Source organism: Neisseria dentiae (assembly GCF_024580525.1).
Classification (GTDB): domain Bacteria; phylum Pseudomonadota; class Gammaproteobacteria; order Burkholderiales; family Neisseriaceae; genus Neisseria; species Neisseria dentiae_A.
In genome coordinates this window covers 14,965-33,870 of record NZ_JANIKQ010000006.1, presented here as the reverse complement: position 1 = coordinate 33,870, position 18,906 = coordinate 14,965, and the positions used below count along the sequence as shown (strand labels likewise).

15 protein-coding genes and 2 tRNA genes are annotated in these 18,906 nt (G+C 50.7%); 14 read left to right on the top strand and 3 right to left on the bottom strand.

Annotation, left to right across the window (positions count from 1 at the left end):
• Positions 1–3 precede the first annotated feature (3 nt).
• Positions 4–606 carry an NUDIX hydrolase gene (locus NQ012_RS05150; protein WP_257066544.1) on the bottom strand — a complete coding sequence of 201 codons (603 nt, stop codon included), beginning with the start codon at positions 604–606 and terminating at the stop codon, positions 4–6.
• Positions 607–773: 167 nt separating this feature from the next.
• On the opposite strand from NQ012_RS05150, the gene NQ012_RS05145 reads away from it, so the two are divergent.
• The 11 genes from NQ012_RS05145 (at position 774) to NQ012_RS05095 (ending at position 12,143) form a co-directional block, all read left to right on the top strand.
• Positions 774–2,630, top strand: a complete 1,857-nt coding sequence (locus NQ012_RS05145) for a tetratricopeptide repeat protein (protein WP_257066543.1) — start codon at positions 774–776, stop codon at positions 2,628–2,630.
• 147 nt (positions 2,631–2,777) lie between these two features.
• On the top strand, positions 2,778–3,371 hold the full coding sequence (lolB, locus tag NQ012_RS05140) for a lipoprotein insertase outer membrane protein LolB (protein WP_257066542.1): 594 nt from the start codon (positions 2,778–2,780) through the stop codon (positions 3,369–3,371).
• 16 nt (positions 3,372–3,387) lie between these two features.
• On the top strand, positions 3,388–4,230 hold the full coding sequence (gene ispE, locus NQ012_RS05135; protein ID WP_257066640.1) for a 4-(cytidine 5'-diphospho)-2-C-methyl-D-erythritol kinase: 843 nt from the start codon (positions 3,388–3,390) through the stop codon (positions 4,228–4,230).
• Between the two features lie 17 nt (positions 4,231–4,247).
• Positions 4,248–4,323, top strand: a tRNA-Gln gene (locus NQ012_RS05130).
• A 9-nt stretch (positions 4,324–4,332) separates the two neighbouring features.
• A tRNA-Gln gene (locus NQ012_RS05125) sits at positions 4,333–4,408 on the top strand.
• A gap of 208 nt (positions 4,409–4,616) precedes the next feature.
• Positions 4,617–5,603 carry a ribose-phosphate pyrophosphokinase gene (locus NQ012_RS05120; protein WP_115336354.1) on the top strand — a complete coding sequence of 329 codons (987 nt, stop codon included), beginning with the start codon at positions 4,617–4,619 and terminating at the stop codon, positions 5,601–5,603.
• Between the two features lie 67 nt (positions 5,604–5,670).
• The gene (locus NQ012_RS05115; protein WP_257066541.1) at positions 5,671–6,243 is read left to right on the top strand and encodes a 50S ribosomal protein L25/general stress protein Ctc; all 573 of its coding nucleotides are present in this window, start codon (positions 5,671–5,673) and stop codon (positions 6,241–6,243) included.
• Positions 6,244–6,589: 346 nt separating this feature from the next.
• The gene (locus tag NQ012_RS05110) at positions 6,590–7,846 is read left to right on the top strand and encodes a TolC family protein (RefSeq protein WP_373566635.1); all 1,257 of its coding nucleotides are present in this window, start codon (positions 6,590–6,592) and stop codon (positions 7,844–7,846) included.
• A gap of 42 nt (positions 7,847–7,888) precedes the next feature.
• The gene (locus NQ012_RS05105; protein WP_257066539.1) at positions 7,889–10,039 is read left to right on the top strand and encodes a type I secretion system permease/ATPase; all 2,151 of its coding nucleotides are present in this window, start codon (positions 7,889–7,891) and stop codon (positions 10,037–10,039) included.
• Positions 10,040–10,127: 88 nt separating this feature from the next.
• The gene (locus NQ012_RS05100; RefSeq protein WP_257066538.1) at positions 10,128–11,357 is read left to right on the top strand and encodes an HlyD family type I secretion periplasmic adaptor subunit; all 1,230 of its coding nucleotides are present in this window, start codon (positions 10,128–10,130) and stop codon (positions 11,355–11,357) included.
• 45 nt (positions 11,358–11,402) lie between these two features.
• The gene (locus tag NQ012_RS05095) at positions 11,403–12,143 is read left to right on the top strand and encodes a hypothetical protein (protein WP_257066537.1); all 741 of its coding nucleotides are present in this window, start codon (positions 11,403–11,405) and stop codon (positions 12,141–12,143) included.
• 665 nt (positions 12,144–12,808) lie between these two features.
• On the opposite strand, the gene NQ012_RS05090 is transcribed toward NQ012_RS05095, so the two are convergent.
• Both NQ012_RS05090 and argG read right to left on the bottom strand, forming a co-directional pair.
• On the bottom strand, positions 12,809–13,492 hold the full coding sequence (locus tag NQ012_RS05090; RefSeq protein ID WP_257066536.1) for a pseudouridine synthase: 684 nt from the start codon (positions 13,490–13,492) through the stop codon (positions 12,809–12,811).
• 473 nt (positions 13,493–13,965) lie between these two features.
• Positions 13,966–15,315 carry an argininosuccinate synthase gene (gene argG, locus NQ012_RS05085; RefSeq protein ID WP_257066535.1) on the bottom strand — a complete coding sequence of 450 codons (1,350 nt, stop codon included), beginning with the start codon at positions 15,313–15,315 and terminating at the stop codon, positions 13,966–13,968.
• Between the two features lie 138 nt (positions 15,316–15,453).
• Between argG and NQ012_RS05080 the strand changes: the two genes are divergently transcribed.
• The 3 genes from NQ012_RS05080 (at position 15,454) to NQ012_RS05070 (ending at position 18,856) form a co-directional block, all read left to right on the top strand.
• Positions 15,454–16,257: a competence/damage-inducible protein A gene (locus tag NQ012_RS05080; RefSeq protein WP_257066534.1), complete on the top strand. Its 804-nt coding sequence runs from the start codon at positions 15,454–15,456 to the stop codon at positions 16,255–16,257.
• Positions 16,244–16,933, top strand: a complete 690-nt coding sequence (locus NQ012_RS05075; protein WP_257066533.1) for a hypothetical protein — start codon at positions 16,244–16,246, stop codon at positions 16,931–16,933. The genes NQ012_RS05080 and NQ012_RS05075 overlap by 14 nt, the downstream gene beginning before the upstream one ends.
• A 261-nt stretch (positions 16,934–17,194) precedes the next feature.
• Positions 17,195–18,856, top strand: a complete 1,662-nt coding sequence (locus NQ012_RS05070) for an electron transfer flavoprotein-ubiquinone oxidoreductase (protein ID WP_257066532.1) — start codon at positions 17,195–17,197, stop codon at positions 18,854–18,856.
• Positions 18,857–18,906: the final 50 nt, after the last annotated feature.

Genomic DNA, 18,906 nt, shown 5'->3' with positions numbered 1-18,906 from the left:
TCTTTATCCGTGCCCCCTGTGTTGCTCATATCTTTCTGCCAAATCATAAAGAATCATCGCCGTCATGCCCCAAATATCGTAATGCAGATAGGGCAGAAAAGGGGTGGAAACGGTTTGGCCGTTATGGCTGAAGTCGCGGCGGCGGTAAAGTTTTTTATCGAGGGCGAAATCGAGCGGCAGATAGAAAACCTCGTCCACTTCGTCGGCATTCGGGTAAACGGGCGGATTGGTGGTGCTTAATGCCGGCACGGGCGAAACGGTATAGCCCGACGGAGTGAAATAAGGCGGCAGCGGCGGAAAGGTTTGCCAGTAGCCGGCGGTGATGCCCGTTTCTTCAGCGGTTTCGCGCAGGGCGGTGTGGGTGAGGTCGGTGTCGCTATCGTCGCGCCGCCCACCTGCAAAGGCAACTTGGCCGGGATGGTGGGGCAGGGTGGCGGTGCGGCGGGTGAGTAAAACCTGCCATTGCCGCTCGCGGAACACCACGGCCAGCAATACGGCGGCCTCGTGCATTTCGATGCCGTTAATCAGGGCGTTGCGCAGGTTGCGGGTTGCGGCGGGGTAGTCGGCGGCGTGGCGGAAAAATCGGGTTAGTTCGGCGTGGGTCATGATGTGTTATCTGTTGTTTTCAGACGGCCTGCATACTTTTACATAGGTAGGGTGCGGTAGGCAATATCAACAAAGCCGCGGGCTTGTGATAAAGTATTGCACATTTGTATATCGGGGTACAGGCCGTCTGAAAGCGTGCCGGTTTTGCCCGCCATTAAGGAAAGTGTATGTTTTTTGGCCGAACCGAAATCCATTCCGCCGCGCTGGCGGTGATGCTGCTGTTTGCCGGCAGCGTTTACGCCGTGGGCGAAACGCCTAAGCAGCCGCCGCAGGCCGTGCAGCAGGCTGCGAAAAAAAGCCTTTATTCGCCCGAAGAGCGGGCTTTGGAATACGAACGCCGTGCGGGTATCGTCGAGCGTGCCAACGATATGTTTACCTTGCTGGGCGGTGAAATGGCCTTGCAGAAAGGCGAACCCGGCACGGCGCTGGCCACTTATCTGGTGATGCTCAACCGCACCAAAAGCCCCGAGGTGGCCGAACGTGCGATGGAGATGGCGGTTTCGCTGAACGCTTATCAGCAGGCGGAACAGATTTACCAGAAGTGGCGCGAAATCGAGCCTGTGCCGGGCAATGCGCAAAAACGCATGGCGTGGGCGCGTGATTTGGTTACCGGCAAAACCGACCGTACCGGCAAAGATTTGGACGATATCCTGAAGCATGCAAACGAGGAGCAGGTGCGGCGCATTTTCTTGTTGTTGTCGCAAATCAGCGTGCAGCAGCCCCAATTGGCAGGGAAAATCGGTAAAGATGTGCACAAAGCCACCAAGCGCTATGCCGATTTGCCTGAAGCGGCCATTGCCGACTTGATTTTCAGCGCGCAAAATAATAAAGAGCGTGATGCCGTGAATGCTTTGCAGCGTTTGGCCAAGCTCGACACCGAAATCCTGCCGCCCACCGAAGCCACCCTGCGTTTGGTGGCGCAGCACAGCCCGAAAATCCTGCGCCGCTTCTTTACCGAAACCGACACCGCCAAACTGTCGCCGGTGTGGCAGGAAATGGAAATCAGCAGCCTGATAGCCGACGGTCAGAACGACAGAGCCTACCAGCGCCTGCAAACCCTGCTGAACCAAAACCCGAATGCCGATTTATACATTCAGGCGGCCATTTTGTCGGTTAGCCGCGAAGAAGATATTTCGACGGTAGGCAGTTATCTCGACAAAGCCTACCGCATCGGCACCAGCGAGCAGAAAAGCCGTGCCGCGGTAATCGGTGCGATGCGCTATGCCGACGCGAGAGATTTCAAACAGGCCAAAGCCTGGGTAGATAAAATCACCGCGCCCGAATATGTATTTGATAAAGCCGTGCTCAAAGCCTCTATCGAAGCCGAGCAGGGCAACGGCAGCAAAGCGCTGGCGGAGGCACGTCGCGCCCAACGCCTGCCGGAACAGCAAGGCCGCTTTTTCAGCATGAGCGACGTGCAACGGGTGTATCTGTTTGCCTTGAGCAAGCACAACAGCCCGCGAGAGGCGTTGGCCGAATTGAACGTTTTAGCAGCCAATGCAGAAAAACAGCCGGGCGGCAAAGAGCGTTTGCCCGATATTCTCTACCAGCGCGCCATGCTGTATGCCGACAAACTCGGCCAGCCTGAAAAAGCCGTGGCCGATTTGCGCCGTTATCTCGAGCTGAATCCGAACAGCGCCGCCGGTTTGAACGCGTTGGGCTACACCATGTTTTCGTTGCCCGAATATGATGTGGAAGAAGCTTTCAGGCTGATTCAGGCCGCCTATCAGCAAGAGCCGGAATCCGCCGCCATCAACGACAGTATGGGTTGGGCATATTATCTGAAAGGCGATGCACAGTCGGCGCTGCCGTATCTCGAGTACGCATACGCCCAGTTTCCCGATCCCGAAGTGGCCGCCCATTTGGGTGAAGTGTTGTGGAAACTCGGCCAGCAGGAGAAAGCCAAATCCGTATGGCGTGAAGGTTTGAGCAAAGGAGCCGACGATGCCGTGCTGCAAAAAACCTTGCAGCGCTTGGGCGTGAAGCTGCCGGCAGTCGGTTCGAAAACCAACCGCAGAAAATAAGTGCGCAGGCAGTAAAACAGCCGGTATTTTATTTTCAGACGGCCTTAAATGAACTTAACCGCTGATTTGCCGGTCAAGCCTGATATTGAGAACCGGCTGTTTCAAGTTTCTTAGGCCGTCTGAAAAAAACAATCATATAGGTATTTCATGAAAAACAAACATACCAAGTTTATTTTGTGCAGTGCCGCTGCATTGCTGCTCGCTGCCTGTGCTCAGCCGCGCTTGGCTGATAAAGAGAGCTGGCGCGCACAAACCGATATCGGCGACTTCGCCGCCGATGGCCGGTTGGCTGTGAAAGTGAATGAAAAAGGTTCATATGCCAATTTCGATTGGACTTATCAAAACCAAGTTCAAACCATCAACGTCAACACCCCGCTGGGCAACACGTTGGGGCAGCTTTGCCAAGACAGCATGGGCGTGTTGGCTGTTGACAGCAAAGGTAAAAAATACCAGGCCGCCACCGCGCAGGAATTGAGCGAACAATTGTTGGGTTTTCCCATGCCGGTGCAATACCTGCATATATGGGCGAACGGCCAATGGGTGAAAAATGCCCCTTACCAACTTTTGCCCGACGGCCGTTTGCAGCAGTTTGAATGGACTATTTCACGTTCGCTGAATGAAAACGGCACGCCGCGCATACTGTTGCTCGAAAGCCCAAAACTGACTTTGCGGCTGGTGTTCGACCAAATGGAAAAAACCAAAGATACCAACGCACCCGCACAGTGTGCGGCACGCAGTTAAGGGCGCAATCATGGCGCTGATTGTGCCTGCCGGCGCGCAGGCTTATCTGGCTCCGGCCAAGCTGAATTTGGATTTGCGCATCACCGGCCGTCGTGCCGACGGCTATCATGAGTTGGAAAGCATATTCTGCTTGATTGATTTGTGCGACACGGTTTACATCGCCCCGCGCAACGACCGACAAATCATATTGCACACCCCGATTAGCGGTGTGCCTACCGAAGCCGATTTAACCTACCGTGCCGCTGCTGCTTTGCAGCCTTTTTCAGACGGCCTGTGCGGTGCGGATATTTGGTTGGAAAAACGTATTCCGATGGGCGGCGGCTTGGGTGGGGGCAGTTCCGATGCCGCCACTGTGCTGATGGTATTGAATAAATTGTGGCGGTGTGCGTTGACGCGGCAGCAGCTGATAGACATTGGCGTGAAACTAGGGGCTGACGTGCCGTTTTTCATATTCGGTAAAAACGCATTTGCCAAAGGCATAGGCGAGCAATTAACCGAGCTGCATATTCCGCAGCAATGGTATGTGGTGGTGAAGCCGCCCGTACACGTCAGCACAGCCGTGATTTTTTCTCACGAACGCTTGACACGAAATTCCGAACCCAGCATAATGCCGTCTTTCCAATCGCTGCAACCGTTCAGAAACGATATGCAGGCGGTGGTTTTTCAGGAATATCCCGCAGTTTCGGAAGCTTATCGGGTGCTTGAAAAATTAGGCAAAACATTAATGACAGGCTCCGGTGCCTGCCTGTTTGCCACTTTCGATAGCGAAGATGAAGCCGCTGCCGCGTTCGGGCAAATTTCGGAAAACTATGAAGCATATTGCGTGAAGGGTCTCACCCGTCACCCGTTGCAGGTATAGGTAAAGTTTTATTGTGTTGGGGAGTCGTCAAGTGGTTAAGACACTGGATTTTGATTCCAGCATGCGAAGGTTCGAATCCTTCCTCCCCAGCCAACCCCGAATTGGGGAGTCGTCAAGTGGTTAAGACACTGGATTTTGATTCCAGCATGCGAAGGTTCGAATCCTTCCTCCCCAGCCAATCGGAAAAGCGTGTGAGTTTCTCGCACGCTTTTTATATTGTGCGGGGAGTGTGCATAAGGCCGTCTGAAAACCGATAATTGCGGGCAGGGGCTTTGAATGCACCATACTCGGGCGTATAATGTCGGTTTCCGGCCGCAAGGCCAAAAGCGGAAGGAAGCGTGATGTTTTCCGAGCACAAATCCAACACAATCCCAGGTGATGAAGATATGGCTGCATACGACAGTTTGATGGTGTTTACCGGTAATGCCAATCCTGAATTGGCGCAAAAAGTGGTAAAACATTTGGATATTTCACTAGGCAATGCTTCCGTTAGCAAGTTTTCAGACGGCGAAGTCGCAGTCGAGCTTCTGGAAAACGTGCGCGGCCGTGACGTATTTATTTTGCAGCCAACCTGTGCGCCGACCAACGATAACCTGATGGAAGTGCTGACTATGGCCGATGCGCTCAAACGCGCGTCGGCAGGCCGTATTACCGCCGCTATTCCTTATTTCGGCTATGCCCGCCAAGACCGCCGCCCGCGCTCGGTGCGCGTGCCGATTTCGGCCAAACTGGTGGCCAATATGCTGTATTCGGCAGGCATCGACCGTGTCTTGACCGTTGATTTGCATGCCGACCAAATCCAAGGTTTTTTTGATATTCCGGTAGATAATATTTATGCCACACCGATTCTGATTAACGATATCCAGCGCCAGCGCATCGAGGATCTGACTGTTGTCAGCCCCGATATCGGCGGTGTGGTTCGTGCGCGTGCTGTGGCAAAAGTATTGAACGTTGATTTGGCGATTATCGACAAACGCCGCCCTAAAGCCAATGTGGCGGAGGTAATGAATATTATCGGCGATATCCAAGGCAGAACCTGCCTGATTGTCGACGATATGATCGATACCGCGAATACTTTGTGCAAAGCCGCTTCCGCATTGAAAGAGCGGGGCGCGTCACGGGTGCTGGCTTATGCCACCCACCCCGTATTTTCGGGTGAAGCCGTATCCCGCATCGCTTCTTCCGATATCGATCAGGTTGTCGTTACCGATACCATCCCCTTGTCTGAAGCTGCGCGCAGTTGCGACCGCATCCGCCAAGTAACAATTGCCGGTCTGCTTGCCGAAACCGTGCGCCGCATCAGCAATGAAGAATCTGTTTCATATCTTTTTAATGAAGATGTGTTGACAGCAGGCAGTGTGTTTCTGCCTTAATCCGATGTTGCCTTAAGCTGGTCGCGGCCGACGGCAACTGTTTTGTTTCTTTTGGAGTATTTTTATTATGTCATACGAAATTCAAGCTACCGTTCGCGATGCCCAGGGCACTGGTGCGAGCCGCCGCCTGCGTCGCGAAGGCCAAACCCCCGCCGTGCTTTACGGTGAAGGCCAAGAGCCGGTTGCCATCTCTGTGGATCACAAAACCGTATATTACGCATTGGAAAAAGAATCTTTCCATACCGCATTGATTAAACTGACTTTAGACGGCAAAACCCAAGACGTTATCGTGCGTGATTTCCAAATGCACCCGTTCCGCCAGCAAGTGCAGCATATCGACTTCCAAGTCGTTGATGCCGCCAAGCCGCTGCGTATCCGCGTGCCGCTGCACATTATTAATGCAGAAACCTCACAAGCCGTTAAACTGCAAGGCGGCCGTGTTTCCCTGTTGAATACCACCGTTGAAGTAGTGGCCTTGCCTAAAGATATTCCCGCAGCTTTGGAATTGGATTGCGGTAATGTAGTAGCCGGTGATATCCTGCACCTGTCGGACATCAAATTCCCCGAAGGCGTGCAAAGCGTGGCATTGAAACGTAATGCCGACTTGGCTGTTGCTACCGTTACTGGTAAAAAACGCTAAGTAATCCATTGGAAAAATCCCATTGCATTAGCAGTGGGATTTTTTCTTTATTGCAAAAATAACTATTCGGAATATTTTAAGTGTGAAAGTCTTTAACTGGTATTTTTAAAGAGATGGAGACATTCATAAAATAATAGTCAATTCCGTGGTAGTATGGTTTACTATGTACTTTGGGTAGCTTTTCCCTACCTTTCATCTGAGATTTACCGGGAAATGTTAAATATAGTGTTATGCTAATAAAATTAGTACAAAGTCCTATCTTTAATAACGACAAACAATTTCCGGTTTTGAAATATCGGAAGTTGTACAAACATTACGATGGCTTTATAAAAAAATGAAAAAAAATATGTCCCCATTCTCTCTGAGCGGAAAACTGGAAAAATGGCCGGTTTTGCCGCTACTGTTGCTTTTTAGCCTACAAACTGCCGGGGCGCAGGGGTTGAAAGATATTCTTAAACGTTCTTTGGTTTCCGACCCGGCCTTATTGGAGGCGAAAGCCAATGAAAATGCAGCCAAAAGCACTACAAAAGCCACCCGTGCCGGCCATTACCCGGTATTAGCGCTTACCGGTACCCAAGTTATTACACAAAAACATAAATACAGCAGCAACGATAAGGATAACGGCCTAGGTGTGCGGGGTAGTTTGAATCTTTATTCTTGGGGCGGTATCAACGCGGCTGTCAGACGGGATAAACACAAAGAAATTTACTACGGCCACAAATATTTTGAAACCCAAGAACAATTGGGTGGCGAGATCGGTAAGCTGTATTTAACGGCATTGCGGGCCAAAGAGTCGTTGGATGTCAGCCGTCAAAGTTTGAACCGCCACAACAATCTTTTGAAAGATTTAAGCATTATCGTTAAATACGACGGCGGTCGCCGTTCGGAGTTGATTGAAGCCCGTTCGCGCCAGTTACAGGTGGAAACCTCTATGGCGCAACTTCGCCGTACTATGGAAATGGCACTGAGCAGGTTATCGAAATATACAACCTCACCGATTTCGCCGGCAGATTTGAAAGATCCGTTTGCCGGTGATTCGGCCTCGGGTATTGTGAAAAAATTTAATAGTGAAGATAAAGGGTTGAACCCGTCTTATCTTGCCCAACAGGCGGAGCGGGAAAGTGTTAAGGCCGAGTTGGATGTAACCAAAGCATCGCGACTGCCGGCTGTCAATTTGGAAGGCTTGGCCACCAAAGACAGCAAAGAGCTTTATTTGAATCTGACTTGGAACGTGTTGGATATGGCCGCACGGCATAATGTAGACAAGAATGCACAGGCGCTGATTGCGGCCGACTCCAAGTCGGAACAGATTCTCCGTGAAGTTACCGAGAAAGCGCGAACTGCCGAAATCGACATGGTGCAAAGCGAACAGCGTCAGGACATCACTGCGCAGCATATAGCCGCACAAAAAGAGGTTGTGAAATCTTACGAACTGCAATTCAAAATCGCACGCCGAACCCTCACCGACGTTTTGGGGGCTTATAACGAATTGGCGGGCATCGAGCAGGAAAACGTCAATGCGCGTAACGATTTCCGGGATGCTGCCCTCGAATATTTGGTTTCCCAGTCGCAGGTTGCCAGCTGGGCAGGTGCGGCACGCTAGTTTGAATGAACAATCCAATAACATTAACGTGAAAACATTACTATGAAATCCATTATCGAACACATTGCTTTGGCTACCCGCCTGTTGGGTGCGCCGGTGTCTGAAGCGGCACTTGCTGCGGAGGTTGTGCGGGATAAAAAACTGAACGTCAACTTCCACTCGCTCTCGGAAGTTTTAAAAAGCCACGGTTTTGAAAACACACTGTCCAAACGTAATTTGGAAGACATTCCTTCGCTGGCCGTGCCGGTCGTGCTGATTTTGCATAATGAAGAAGCAGCCGTAGTTACCAAGATCGAAGGTGTAGGCCGTAACCGTAAATATCATGTCCGCCAAGCCGACGGTTTGTCTCAAGAATTGGATTATGACCAATTATCCATTCTCTATTTAGGTTATTGCTGGTTTATCAAGCAGAAAATGGTTTCCGATATGCGTTCTGAGCTGCCGGAATACCACCTGCCCAAATCATGGTTTTGGAAAGTGATTTGGCGCTTTAGAAGCTACTATTACCAAGTGATTCTCGCCACTTTCATCATCAATTTTCTAGCGTTGGTCAGCTCACTGTATGTGATGAATGTGTATGACCGTGTGATTCCCAATCAGGCTTATGAAACGCTGTGGGTTTTGAGTATCGGTGTGATTTTGGCGATCACGTTTGAATTTGCCGCCAAAATGATTCGCGGCCATTTGACCGATATTGCCGGTAAAAAAGCCGATTTGATTATCAGCTCGGCACTGTTCCGCCGCGTAATGGCATTGCGTTTGGCCGACAGACCGGCGTCTTCCGGTTCTTATGCCAATAACCTGCGTGAATTTGAATCGGTGCGTGAATTTATGACCAGTGCGAGCCTGTTAACTTTGGTCGATTTGCCGTTTCTCTTGTTGTTTATCACGGTGATTGCAGTAGTGGGTGGCAAGTTGGCACTGGTTCCGTTAATGATTATCCCCATTGTGGTGATTGTAGGTTTGTTGGTTCAGCGGCCGCTTTCCCGTCATATCAACGAATCGATGAAAGAGTCTTCCCAGCGTTCCGGTTTGGCGGTTGAAGCGATTGAGGGGATTGAAACTTTGAAAACCAACAATGCCACCTCTTGGGCGCAACAGCGTTGGGACGAATATACTGCAAAAACCTCGGCTTCCTCTATTAAGGTGAAAGATACCAGCAATTTTATGGTGAACTTCGCCACCGGCATGCAGCAGTTGAATACCGTATTTTTGGTATTGCTCGGCACTTATTTGATTCACACGGAAAATCCGGCGGAAAGGATCACGATGGGCGCACTGATTGCATCGGTTATTTTGTCTGGCCGCGCATTGGCGCCGTTGGCGCAAGTGGCAGGATTGGCAACCCGGTTCCAGCAGGCCAAACTTGCTTTGGAAGGGGTGAACAATATTGTGGAACGCCCGATTGAACGCAGCCCCGAGCGTCAATACATCACGTTGGACCATGTGCAGGGTAACGTTACATTTGAGAATGTATCGTTCAAATACCAGCAGGAAGGCAGTGCGGCGGTTACCGATTTGCGTTTGAATATCCGCCCGGGCGAGAAAGTGGGCATTTTGGGGCGTATCGGCAGCGGTAAAAGCACGATGTTGAAATTGGCCAGCGGTTTGTATGATGCCGAGAAAGGCAGCGTGATGCTCGACGGTGTCGATATGCGCCAGCTTGATCCCAATTTTCTGCGTAACCAGGTTGTGTTGCTGAGCCAGTCACCGCGTCTGTTTTTGGGTACGTTGCGCGAGAATATGGACTTGGCGCGTACCGACGGTTATTCCACCGATCAAGACTTGTTGACCGCACTCAAGCGTTTCGGCCTCGACCGTATTATCCGCAGCCACCCCCGCGGTTTGGATATGCCGCTGGGTGAAGACGGTTTGGGTTTGTCGGGCGGGCAAAAACAGATTATCGCTTTGGCTCGTATGACTTTGCGCAACCCTAAAGTTGTGTTGTTGGACGAACCGACTACGGGTTTGGATCAAGCAACCGAACGTATGGCGCTGAATGCCGTCGCACAATGGGGCAAGGACAGAACCATGGTTTTGGTTACCCACCGCCCGCAGGTTCTGCAAATCGTGAACCGCATTATCGTAATGGATAACGGTAAGGTTGTGATGGACGGCCCGCGTGACTTGGTGCTGCAAAAACTGATGCAGAACGAAAGGAAAAACGAAAAACAACTGCAACCGGCAGCATAAGGTGAAACCGGTTTGCTGCATCACAGCATAACAATAAAGCCGTTACCTTTCAGACGGCCTATAACAAAACCGTAAAGGTATTATCATTATGAGTAGCGAAAACAATATTAAATCCAAAGATTTGGCATTGGTAAACGACCTGAATGCCGCTTTGCAGAAAGAAAAACACAGCGGCCAGTTTTGGGTCATCATTCTGTTTTTCGTATTTTTGGTGGTGTTTGTGATTTGGGCGTATAACAGCCCGATTGAAGAAGTAACCCGAGGTCAGGGTAACGTTATTCCCAGCAGCCGCGAGCAAGTGGTGCAGAGTTTGGATCCGGGCATCATTACCGAAATGCTGGTTAAAGAAGGGGATATTGTTGAAAAAGATCAGGTTCTGCTGAGATTGGACGACACCCGCAGTTCGGCCATTCTGCGTGAAAGCGAAGCCAAAGTGCAAAACCTCGAAGCGATGGTTGCGCGTTTGAAAGCCGAAGCCTATGACAACAATTTAAGTTTCCCGCAAGGTATCAGCAACGAATTGAAACAGCGCGAGCAGGCCGCTTTTGCTGCACGCCGCCGCGCCGTCAGCGAAGCCATTCACAACTTAAGCATCAGCAAAGCCACTTTGGATAAAGAAATCAGCATTACCGCACCGATGGTGGCGCAAGGTGTGGTTTCAGAAGTGGAACTGCTGCGCATGCAACGTGAATCCAGCGATTTGGCCATGCAGATTGCCGAGCGTAAAAACCGCTACATGGCTGATGCCAATAACGAGTTGGTACAGGCGGAGTCGGAATTGGCCCAAGCCAAAGAAAATATGGTGATGCGCGCCGATCCTGTGGAGCGTTCGCAAATTCGTGCGCCGATGCGCGGTATTGTGAAAAATATCCAAATCAATACTGTGGGCGGTGTGGTAAATGTGGGTCAGGATATTTTGCAGATTGTGCCGTTGGACGACAAACTGCTGGTAGAGGCCTATATCCGCCCGCAAGACGTTGCATTTATGCGCCCCGGCCTGCCTGCCGTGGTTAAAATCAGTGCTTACGATTATGCTATTTACGGCGGTTTGGACGGCAAAGTTACTTTAATCAGCCCGGATACGGTCAGCAGCAGCAACCAAGCCCGCGTAAACGACTTGAAGCTCGACCCCAACCAGGTTTATTACCGTATTTTGGTACAAACCAACAGCAACAGCCTGAAAGACCGCAATGGCAAAGATATGCCGATTATTCCCGGTATGGTGGCAACGGTGGACGTGAAAACCGGCGAAAAAACCGTTTTCCAATATCTCATCAAACCGATCACCCGTATGAAGCAGGCTCTGCGGGAGCGTTAATCTCGGCAGACATGCTCAGGCCGTCTGAAACTTTCAGACGGCCTATTGTCTAAATATGGTTTAATTATCTTGAGGATAGTCACTATGCGTAAAATTATGCTTTCTTTGGTTGCCTTGTCATTACCGCTTTCCGCTTGGGCAGCAGATGATATTGATGCCCAATTGCTGGCTATGGCCGGCCAGTTTGAAACCGGCAAAGCCGAACACCGTATCAAATCTATTACTTATGATGTTGCCGAGCAGAATAATACTCAGGCCGGCGTGAACATCAGCCGCCAAACCGATAAATTTTCAAATGTGAAATTATTTTCTTCAGAACATGCCAATGTAAAGCGGAAAATCTCGTGCGTCAAAGGTCGGCCTGATGCGAAGAGCTTGATTTTATTAAATCATTGGGAGTTAAAATGGGCAATGGGAGAGCAGGGGTTTGTAACACAGAATATCCAAATCAATCCGGTACCCGCGCAGTGGAATGCAAACGGCGGCACTTTCCAAAGTTCGGCCGTATTGGTTGACAGAAACGGGCAAATCGATCTGAAAGAACAATGCCGTTTAGGCTCGTCGGAAGATGCGGCCGTGATTCACCGCAAACTGAAAGGTGCGATGCAACGGGTGAGTTGCACATTAACCATGAACAACCAAACAGGCACAATGAAGCTGACGCAAGGCTTCGAAGGATATTACCTGCCGGGTTATCAGATTTTTATTCCGCGTATTTTATTGGTTACCAACAATAAAACCGGTAGGGTAGACAGGCTTGATTATCAGATTCAGAAAATCCGTTGAGTAAACGGTATCGTTCTTCACGGCCGATACAAAACGGTAAACCATAGGTGTTGAAGTCTTTGCAAAATACCCTTTAGGCCGTCTGAAATACTTAAATCCCGTCATTGGATCCACAGGTTCGCTGTACTATCTTTGTAAAGCTAATGAAGGTAGAGAAGCGTTTAACGGATATTGGAGCAATGTTGCGAAGTCTTGTTTGCCCATCAAAAAACCGCTGCAAATGTGGAAAGTTTGCAGCGGTTTTTTGTGCAGGTGGTTGTCCGGCTAAAACGGTATTAACACAAATGGACGTTTCTATGTGGTGAAAGCAATATTGATCGTGATACCTAGTTTGCGGGTATGAAGTAATATTTGTGCGCGATTAAGATAGATTTAATATTTATAGGTATAGTTAATTTTAATATTATTAATATAGTTAATTAAAAATTTGGATTAAAAAAAACCATCTATACTAAGGGGAAAAGTATAGATGGCCAAACACATTACGGGGAAAACGTCTTACTCACTTACTCACTCCTTTCGGAGTAAGTGTTACTCAGACAGGTGAATTATATAATAGTTCATAAGTTTTGGCATTAAGTTTTGTAAACCGGTCTTAAAATCAAACAACATCATGTTTTATAAAGAAAAAGATTGTTTAATACGGTTGTCATTTTGGTCGTTATTTACATAACTATAAACTTCCAGCCGCCTTCGGGTAGGTTTTCGGTGGTTTGGTTGCCGAATTTGCTGCGATGGAGTTGCTCTACGCGGTTGCCGGCGGCGGCCACCATGCGTTTGACTTGGTGGTATTTGCCCTCGGTGATGGTGAGCAGCAGTATTCGGGGAGATTCGAGCACAGCATCGGCGGCGGCTACGGATTCGTTGTCATCGTGAAGCAATACACCGTTTTTCAGGGTGGTGCACAAGGTTTCGTCTGCGTCGTGTTTGAGTGTAACGCGGTATAGTTTGGGCACTTTGTGTTTGGGGGAGGTTTGGCGGTGGTTGAAGCCGCCGTCGTTGGTGATCAGCAAAACGCCGGTGGTGTCGGCATCCAGGCGGCCGACGGCCTGCATGGGCAGTCGGCGCATATGGTCGGGAAACAGGCTGAATACGCTGGGATATTGCTGCGGTTTGTGCGAAGTTTCGTAACCTGCCGGTTTGTTGAGCAGGATATAAAAATAGGGCATGGGCACCACTGCCAAAGATTCGCCGTTTACTTCGAGGCTTTTTACTTCTTCGGGTTGGACGGTACTGCGCGGGTTGCTGCACAGGATGCCGTTGATGGCGATACAGCCGTTTTCAATCAGCCACTGGCATTCTTTGCGGGTGCCGATGCCTTGCGATTGGAGATATTTGAAAAGTTGCATGGTAAGGGGGATAGGTTTTCAGACGGCCTGATTGTACTGCAAGGCCGTCTGAAAACCTATTTTATATAGTGAATCAATTTAGGGAGTGTAGTCGACCGCGTTGCGGCGGTATTTTTGGTTAAAATCCGCACCTGCGGCGTTAGGTAGCGTAGCGGACTTGCGAAGCTAAAATGCCCGCAAGATGTCCAATCTTGCTGCGCTTTTTGCCTTGCATCTGCGGATTTTTTCTCAAAAAACCGCTTCACAAGCATTCTGACTAAACTCCCTAGGGAAAATTATATACGTCATATTCGGGTTTGATCCGAGTATCTCAAAGTTTGCTGAAACTCAAGATACTCGGGTCAAGCCGTCGTATGACGGAGCGGTTACTAAAATGAGGGTTTGGCAAGTTTAAGGCCGTCTGAAAGCAACATCGTGCAGAAAATGCGCGGCATTGCTTTCAGACGGCCTGTAGGTTTGCAGGGCTTTATTTTTTATTTTTCGTTGTTACCCAGTTGCGGCAGCACCGAGCCTTCGCCCAGCGACAACAGGCCGGTTTGCGAGTAGAGGCCGAGTTTGGCGCGGGTGTCGGTGATGTCGAGGTTGCGCATGGTGAGTTGGCCGATGCGGTCGAGCGGGGTGAAGGCGGCGTTTTCCACTTTTTCCATGCTCAGGCGTTCGGGCGCGTAGGTAAGGTTGGGCGATTCGGTGTTGAGAATCGAATAATCGTTGCCGCGGCGCAGCTCTAAAGTTACTTCGCCGGTGATGGCTTTTGCCACCCAGCGTTGGGCGGTTTCGCGCAGCATCAGCGCTTGGCTGTCGAACCAGCGGCCTTGATACAGCAGGCGGCCGAGACGCAGGCCGTTGATGCGGTATTGCTCGATGGTGTCTTCGTTGTGGATACCGGTGAGCAGGCGCTCGTAGGCGATATGGAACAAGGCCATGCCGGGGGCTTCGTAGATGCCGCGCGATTTGGCTTCGATGATGCGGTTTTCGATTTGGTCGCTCATGCCCAAGCCATGGCGGCCGCCGATTTTGTTGGCTTCGAGAAAGAGGGCGACGGGGTCGGCGAATTCTCGGCCGTTTAAGGCCACCGGCACGCCCTCTTCAAAGCGTACGGTAACTTCTTCGGGCTTCACTGTTACATTTTCATCCCAAAAAGCCACGCCCATAATCGGTTTGACGATTTTGATGCCGCTGTTTAAGAATTCCAAATCTTTCGCTTCGTGGGTGGCGCCCAGCATATTGGAATCGGTGGAATAGGCTTTTTCGACCGACATTTTGTAATCGAAGCCGTTGGCGATTAAGAATTCGCTCATTTCTTGGCGGCCGCCGAGTTCGTCGATAAAGGTTTGGTCGAGCCAGGGTTTGTAGATGCGCAGGTTCGGGTTGGTTAACAGGCCGTAGCGGTAGAAGCGTTCGATATCGTTGCCTTTGTAGGTGCTGCCGTCGCCCCAGATGTTCACGTCGTCTTCTTTCATGGCCGAAACCAGCATGGTGCCGGTTACGGCACGGCCTAGCGGCGTGGTGTTGAAATAGGTGGCGCCGCCGGTGGAAACGTGGAAAGCGCCGCACTGGATGGCGGCGATGCCTTCGTGTGCCAACTGGCTGCGGCAGTCGATTAAGCGGGCTTCGATGGCGCCGTATTCTTTGGCTTTTTTCGGGATGGCGTTGTAGTCGCTTTCGTCGGGCTGGCCCAAATTGGCGGTGTAGGCATAGGGCAGCGCGCCTTTGAGTTTCATCCACAACAGGGCGGCGGAGGTGTCGAGGCCGCCTGAAAAGGCAATGCCGACTTTCTGGCCTGCGGGCAGGCTTTGCAAAATGGTATGGTTATGCTGGCTCATGGAAAATCCTATCGAATGTGGAAATGCCGTTTCAGACGGCCCGAAAACGGGTTATTATTGTATGAATCGGCCTGTTAGTCCAGCCTGGATCGGTTTCAGGCGGCTTGTTCTCACACAACAACCAGCCAAGAGCGTGCCATGATTGATTTCAATTTAATTATTATCGGCGATGAAATTCTGCACGGCAGCCGAGCCGACCAACATTTCGCCTTTTTTAAAAACCTGCTCGAATCGCGCGGCCTGCGTTTGGGGCAGGTGCAGTATCTGCCCGACGACAGGCCGCTCTTGGCCAAACAGTTGCGCCGCAGTTTTTCAGACGGCCTGCCGACTTTCGTTACCGGCGGCATCGGCGCCACTTTGGACGACCACACCCGCCAAGCCGCCGCTGATGCGTTGGACGTGCCGCTGGTGCGCCATCCCGAAGCGGCGGCGCTGATAGACGGCGTGTCGCTCAAACGCGGTGATGCGCTTGATTCGGCCGCCCACCGCCAGCGGTTGTTGATGGCCGATTTCCCAGCCGGCTCCGATCTGATACCCAACAGCTATAACGACATCGCCGGTTTTTCGATACGCGAACACTATTTCATGCCCGGCTTTCCCGTGATGGCGCAACCGATGGGCGAATGGGTGCTGGAAACCTATTATGCCGACCGTTTTCACCAAACCCGCAGCGAGCAGCGCTCGGTATGGGTGTTCGGCATCCCCGAGTCGCACGTTGCGCCGGTAATGCAGCATATCGAAGCGGAATATGCGGGTATACGCACGTTCAGCCTGCCCAGCGTCGGTTGGGTAAACGGCAGAGGGGAAAGGGTGCCGTCGCATATTGAATTCGGCATCAAGGCCGTGGGCGAAGCCTGTGCCCATATGGATGCGGCTTGGGCGGATATGCTGGAAAAACTGGCGCAGGCAGGGGCGCGGGTGGAGATGAGTGCGCCCGAATGATGGTATTGAGTTTTTAATTTATGGAGATTTTTGTATGGGTAAGAGGGTTTGGAAAGGGATAGTCGAATATGTTGAACAGTATTCAAAACCTGAGTTCAATCACACTACATATCATCTGATATTTTTAATACTTTTTAGTATTGCACCTATAGCGATACATATTGTCATATATTATGCTCTAAACAGGTTGTCGTATAAAGGTGGAACACTGTTTCATATATTAACTCTTTCAGAAATGCTATTTTTATTAGTATTTTTTGTTTTTTTATTTGCTATATTAGTCAATACTTTTTGTAATCCCAAAGTTAAAATATTAAGTATAACCATTGTGTTGAGTTTAATGACTGCGGTTATTCCTAAATTTAACGAATCTTGGCCTAGGAAAGGGAGTGATCCTGAATATTTGAATTTTTTTGGTAATGCCATATTTGAATTTTCATATATATTTTTTACAGCACTATTGGCTGTTTTTCTTGGATTTTATGTCTCGGAAAAAAGGAAACTTGCTGAAGTAGGAAAAACTTCTGTGTCGTGTAAAGAAAATAATAAAAGAATAAATAAATTCCATCATTATTTCGTGAATGGCTCATCGAATTATAGATGTAAAAAATATTTACCTTCTGTTTATTCACGAAGATATGGGCGGAATAGTAGAAGAAAATGTCCAAGTTTATAGATTTGAAAAATTATCGCTTTAAATATAAAGCAAGATTTAAAGTAGCATATAATTTTCAATGCAGCTATTTTTTCATATGCCTACTGTTTAGTTGGTGTTGACCCAGCGCAGAAGACTGCCCGAAACCTTGCCGCCGTTTTGGCGGCATGATTGCACTATGCTGTATAATCGGGCATTTCAAAACCATAACAGGCCGTCTGAAAACGGGTGGTGTTAAAAAACCGCACCGATTGGGCGCCGCAACCAACAGGAACCACAACCATGACCGAAACCATCGAACGCGACAGTATGCAGTATGACGTCGTTGTTGTCGGCGCAGGCCCCGCGGGCTTGTCGGCCGCCATCAGGCTAAAACAGCTTGCGCAGCAGGCGGGGCGCGAAACCAGCGTATGCGTGGTGGAAAAAGGTTCGGAAGTGGGGGCGCACGTTTTATCGGGTGCGGTTTTCGACCCCGCCGTGCTCAGCGAACTCTTGCCCGAGTGGAAAACGCAAGGTGCGCCGCTCACCCGCAGCGTAACCGCCGACCAAGTGCTGTTCCTAACCAAAAACAAAGCCTACAAACTGCCGGTTACCCCCAACTTCAACAACCACGGCAACTACATTATCAGCCTCGGCGCATTGTGCCGCTGGCTGGCCGAGCAGGCCGAAAGCCTCGGCGTGGAAATCTACCCCGGTTTTGCCGCCGCCGAAGTGCTCTACCACCCCGACGGCTCGGTGAAAGGCATTGCCACCGGCAATATGGGCGTGGGCAAAGACGGCGAAGCCACCGAAATGTTCCAACCCGGCATGGAGCTTTGGGCGCAGCAAACCGTGTTTGCCGAAGGTTGCCGAGGCTCGCTCAGCCAGCAGGTGATTCAAAAATACGCGCTCGAACGTGACAGCCAGCCGCAAACCTACGGCATCGGCATCAAAGAAATCTGGGAAGTGCCCGCTGGCCAATGCCAACCCGGCTTGGTGGTGCACAGCACCGGCTGGCCGCTCGACACCAAAACCTACGGCGGTTCGTTTATTTACCATCTCGACAACAACCAAGTGGCGGTAGGCTTTGTGGTGGGTTTGGACTACCAAAACCCCTATCTTTCGCCGTTTGAAGAATTCCAGCGTTTCAAGACCCATCCCGAAATCCGCAAAACCTTTGCCGGCGGCCGCCGCATCGCTTACGGCGCGCGCGCGCTTACCGAAGGCGGCCTGCAAAGCCTGCCCAAACTCGCCTTCCGCGGCGGCGTGCTGGTGGGCGACGCCGCAGGCTTCTTAAATGTGCCGCGCATCAAAGGCATACACACCGCCATGAAATCGGCCATATTGGCGGCCGAAGCGGTTTTCCCCGTTTTGGAAAGCGCCGAAGCGGCAGAGGCATCAAGCAGTGGCAAAACCGCCTATGCCTACGAAGATTTGTTCAAACAAAGCTGGGCATACCGCGAATTGCACGCCGCCCGCAACATCCGCCCCGCCTTCAAATGGGGGCTGTTCCCCGCCATGGCCTACACCGGGCTGGAACAATATGTGTTTAAAGGCAAAACGCCGTGGACCATCAAACACCACGGCACAGACCACGGCGCTTTGAAAAAAGCCGCCGCCGCCCGCCCCATCGATTACCCCAAACCCGACGGCGAACTCACGTTCGACCGCATGAGCAGCGTGTTTCTCGCCAACCTCAGCCACGAAGAAAACCAACCTTCGCACCTGAAGCTGAAAAATCCGCAAACCATGCTCGATGTAAACCTGAAAGAATACGCCGCCCCAGAAACGCGCTACTGCCCCGCCGGCGTGTATGAAATCGTGGAAGAAAACGGCAAACCGCAGTTGCAGATTAACGCGCAAAACTGCGTGCATTGCAAAACCTGCGACATCAAAGACCCCACGCAAAATATCGTGTGGGTCTGCCCCGAAGGCGGCAGCGGCCCGAATTACGGCGCGATGTAGTTTGTAGGGTTTGGCCAAGCGGCAGAAAGCATCAAGGCCGTCTGAAAAGT

Excerpts from the sequence above, each read along its gene's own strand:
- NQ012_RS05105 (WP_257066539.1), top strand. The coding sequence starts at position 7,889 with ATGAAATCCATTATCGAACACATTGCTTTGGCTACCCGCCTGTTGGGT.
- NQ012_RS05080 (WP_257066534.1), top strand. The coding sequence starts at position 15,454 with ATGATTGATTTCAATTTAATTATTATCGGCGATGAAATTCTGCACGGC.
- NQ012_RS05110 (WP_373566635.1), top strand. The coding sequence starts at position 6,590 with ATGTCCCCATTCTCTCTGAGCGGAAAACTGGAAAAATGGCCGGTTTTG.
- NQ012_RS05145 (WP_257066543.1), top strand. The coding sequence starts at position 774 with ATGTTTTTTGGCCGAACCGAAATCCATTCCGCCGCGCTGGCGGTGATG.
- NQ012_RS05100 (WP_257066538.1), top strand. The coding sequence starts at position 10,128 with ATGAGTAGCGAAAACAATATTAAATCCAAAGATTTGGCATTGGTAAAC.
- NQ012_RS05120 (WP_115336354.1), top strand. The coding sequence starts at position 4,617 with ATGGCTGCATACGACAGTTTGATGGTGTTTACCGGTAATGCCAATCCT.
- NQ012_RS05070 (WP_257066532.1), top strand. The coding sequence starts at position 17,195 with ATGACCGAAACCATCGAACGCGACAGTATGCAGTATGACGTCGTTGTT.
- lolB (WP_257066542.1), top strand. The coding sequence starts at position 2,778 with ATGAAAAACAAACATACCAAGTTTATTTTGTGCAGTGCCGCTGCATTG.
- NQ012_RS05150 (WP_257066544.1), bottom strand. The coding sequence starts at position 606 with ATGACCCACGCCGAACTAACCCGATTTTTCCGCCACGCCGCCGACTAC.
- NQ012_RS05115 (WP_257066541.1), top strand. The coding sequence starts at position 5,671 with ATGTCATACGAAATTCAAGCTACCGTTCGCGATGCCCAGGGCACTGGT.
- argG (WP_257066535.1), bottom strand. The coding sequence starts at position 15,315 with ATGAGCCAGCATAACCATACCATTTTGCAAAGCCTGCCCGCAGGCCAG.
- NQ012_RS05090 (WP_257066536.1), bottom strand. The coding sequence starts at position 13,492 with ATGCAACTTTTCAAATATCTCCAATCGCAAGGCATCGGCACCCGCAAA.